Annotated in this window: 1 protein-coding gene and 1 pseudogene; one reads left to right on the plus strand and one right to left on the minus strand. The window is 73.0% G+C overall.

Annotated features, from left to right (window positions below; translation table 11 throughout):
* Positions 1-2147, plus strand: a 2147-nt coding sequence (locus AOK00_RS31035; RefSeq protein ID WP_055603527.1) for an MFS transporter, incomplete at its 5' end; no start/stop codon positions are given.
* Positions 2148-2166: 19 nt separating this feature from the next.
* Here AOK00_RS31035 and AOK00_RS31040 read toward each other — a convergent pair.
* Positions 2167-3027, minus strand: a pseudogene (locus tag AOK00_RS31040) (hypothetical protein); the annotation flags it as partial.
* Positions 3028-3111 lie beyond the last annotated feature (84 nt).

A 3111-nucleotide genomic window follows, 5' to 3' on the forward strand; every position in this document is an offset into this window, starting at 1 on the left:
TCGGCCGCAAGGGCGTCTTCCTCTTCGCCATCGTCGTCTTCGTCATCGGCTCGGGACTCGCCGGCTGGTCCCGCAGCATGGACGAACTCATCGCCTTCCGCGCGATCCAGGGCATCGGCGCCGGCGGCCTGATGATCGGCGTCCAGGCGATCATCGCCGACATCGTCCCCGCCCGGGAACGCGGCCGGTACATGGGCCTGATCGGCGCCGCCTTCGGCCTCGCCTCCGTCGCGGGACCCCTGCTCGGCGGCTTCTTCACCGACCACGTCTCCTGGCGCTGGTGCTTCTACTTCAACGTGCCGTTCGGGCTCGTCACCCTCGCCGTCGTCGCCGGCGTCCTCAAACTCCCCAAGCCCACCGCACGCGCCCGCTTCGACGTCCTCGGCGCGCTCCTCCTCGCCGCCGCCTCCACCTGCCTGGTCCTGCTCACCAGCTGGGGCGGCACCGAGTACGCCTGGGACTCCCGCGTCGCCATCGCCCTCGCCTGCGGCGCCGCCGGAACCACCCTGCTCTTCCTGGTCGTCGAGCACTTCGCGCCCGAACCCCTCATCCCGCTGCGACTGTTCCGCGACTCCGTCTTCACCGTGACCGCCCTCGTCGGCGCCGTCGTCGGCGTTGCGCTCTTCGGCGCCGCCAGCTACCTCCCCAGCTTCCTGCAGATGGTCGAGGGCGCCACCGCCACCGAGTCCGGCCTCCTGATGCTGCCCCTGATGGGCGGCATCGTCATCGCCTCCGTCGTCTCCGGCCAGCTCATCAGCCGCACCGGCCACTACAAGATCTACCCGCTGCTCGGCGGCGCCCTCTCCGTCCTCGGCATGTGGCTGCTCTCCCGCATGGACGCCGACACCCCGCGCCTCCAGCACAGCCTCTGGCAGGCCGTCCTCGGCACCGGCATCGGCCTCGTCATGCCGGTGCTCGTCCTCGCCGTACAGAACTCCGTACGCCCCGGCGACCTCGGCACCGCCACCAGCGCCCACAACTACTTCCGCCAGATCGGCGGCAGCGTCGGCGCCGCCGTCTTCGGCACCCTCTTCGCCTCCCGGCTCGACGACGCCCTCGGCGACCGGCTCACCGGCCTCCTCGCCGGCGGCGCGACCTCCCTGCCGCCCGCCGAGTCCATCACCCCGCAGACCGTGCACACCCTGCCGCCCGCCGTACGCGACGCGTACATCCAGGCGTACGCGGACGCGATGCCGCGCATCTTCCTCTACCTCGTGCCGGTCCTCGTGCTCGGCCTCGTCCTCGCCTTCTTCCTCAAGGAGAAACCGCTGGTGACCCACCACAGCCCCACCACCGAGGCCACCGGAGCCGACGAGTTCGGCAGCGTCCAGGCCGTCCCGCACGCCCGGCACGCCGCCCCCGCGCCCGCCTCCTTCGCCGCCCCGCACTCCGGACTCCCCGTCTGCGGCACCGTCCAGCACCACGACGGCAGCCGCGTCCCCCGGGCCGCCCTCACCCTCATCGACGTCCAGGGCCGGCAGGTCGGCCGGGGCGCCAGCGGAGAGGACGGGCGGTACGCGCTGAGCGTCCCCGGCAACGGCGCGTACGTCCTCATCGCCGCGGCCGGCGGACACCAGCCCCAGGCCGTCTCCGTCACCGTCGGCGACCGGCCCGTCGAGCTCGACGTCGTCCTCGGCGGCGCCGGCCGGCTCGCGGGCAGCGTCGTCACCGCCGACGGGACACCCGTACGGGACGCGGCCGTCACCCTCACCGACGTACGCGGCGAGGTCGTCGCCTCGACCCGCAGCGGACGCGAGGGCGGGTACGTCATCTCCGAACTGGTCGCCGGCGAGTACACGCTCGCCGCCAGCGCCCCCGCATTCCGCCCCGCGGCGCTCCCCGTCAGCGTCCAGGCCTCCCGCGAGACCCGCCAGGACATCGAACTCGCCGGCGGGGCGGTGCTGCGCGGCACCGTACGGGCGGGGGGCGGCCGCCCCGTGGAGGACGCCCGGGTCACCCTGCTCGACGCCGCCGGCAACGTCGTCGACACCCTCACCACCGGCGCCGACGGCACCTTCCGCTTCGTGGACCTGTCCTCCGGCGAGTACACCGTCATCGCCGCCGGCTACCCGCCCGTCGCCACCGTCCTCCAGATGGCCGGCGGCGGCCGCACCGAGCGCGACCTCCAGCTCGGCCACCAGGACTGACGAGCCCGCCGTCCGGGGGTCAGGAGGCGGTCGAAGCCCTGCGCAGCGTGCTGATGCAGGAGCTGATCGCCTCCTGGAGGGCTTCGAGGCGCTGGAGCATGTCGTCCTCGAAGATCTCCTCCTCCAGGACCTCGTCGAGGGTCAGCTCCTCGAAGACCTTCGTCGCCTTCTGCAGGCTGCTGTAGAACTTCGTCCGACGCTCCTGGACCCGCAGCGCCGGATCCTCCTCGACCGCCTTCGCGACCAGGCCCTTCACCGTGTCGTACGCCTCACCCGCCCACTCGCCGGCCTCCTCCGAGTCGTCGAGCTCGTCGAGGAGCGACAGATGCCGCTCGGCCTCGGCCCGCAGCTCGGCCGGCGCCTCCACGGTCTGCCCGGCCGGCGTCCTGATCTGGCCGTTCTCGACGATCTGGCGCACGTACCCGATGCGGTCGGCAGCCTTCGCCTCGCTCGCCACGGCCTTCTTCAGCCCGTCGGTACGCGCGATGGCGCGGGCCATCTCGGTCTGAAGGGCCGGGTCCTCCTTCATCCGGTCGAGCAGCGCTCCGCGCGCCGTCTCCGCCGTCCCCGGGTCGGCGAGGATCGCGGCCCGCAGCGCCGTCGGGTTCTCCGCGACCTCCAGGGCCTTCGTCGGCCGGATGCCCTCCGCCTCCGCCGCCGCGCTGATCGCCTGGCCGCGCACGGACGAGGCGCTGTTGCGCGAGGTGTAGTACGACAGCCAGACGTCGGCGTCGGGCAGCTCGATGTCCTCGCCGGGAACGAGCACCTCGAACTGCGGGACGAGACCGTCGTCGGCCGCCATGTCCCAGGCCTTGTAGTAGCGCATGACCCGCTCGGGCGAGCACCCCGCGAGCTCCGCGAACGCCTTCGCCGAGACCTTCGTCGCTCAAGGTGGCGCGCAGTGTCCGTCCCGGCGGGCAGGCCGCCGAGGGGACGGCCGCGACGAAGGTCTCGGCGAAGGCGT

This window comes from Streptomyces aureus (assembly GCF_001418135.1).
In the GTDB taxonomy this organism is placed as follows: Bacteria; Actinomycetota; Actinomycetes; order Streptomycetales; family Streptomycetaceae; genus Streptomyces; species Streptomyces aureus_A.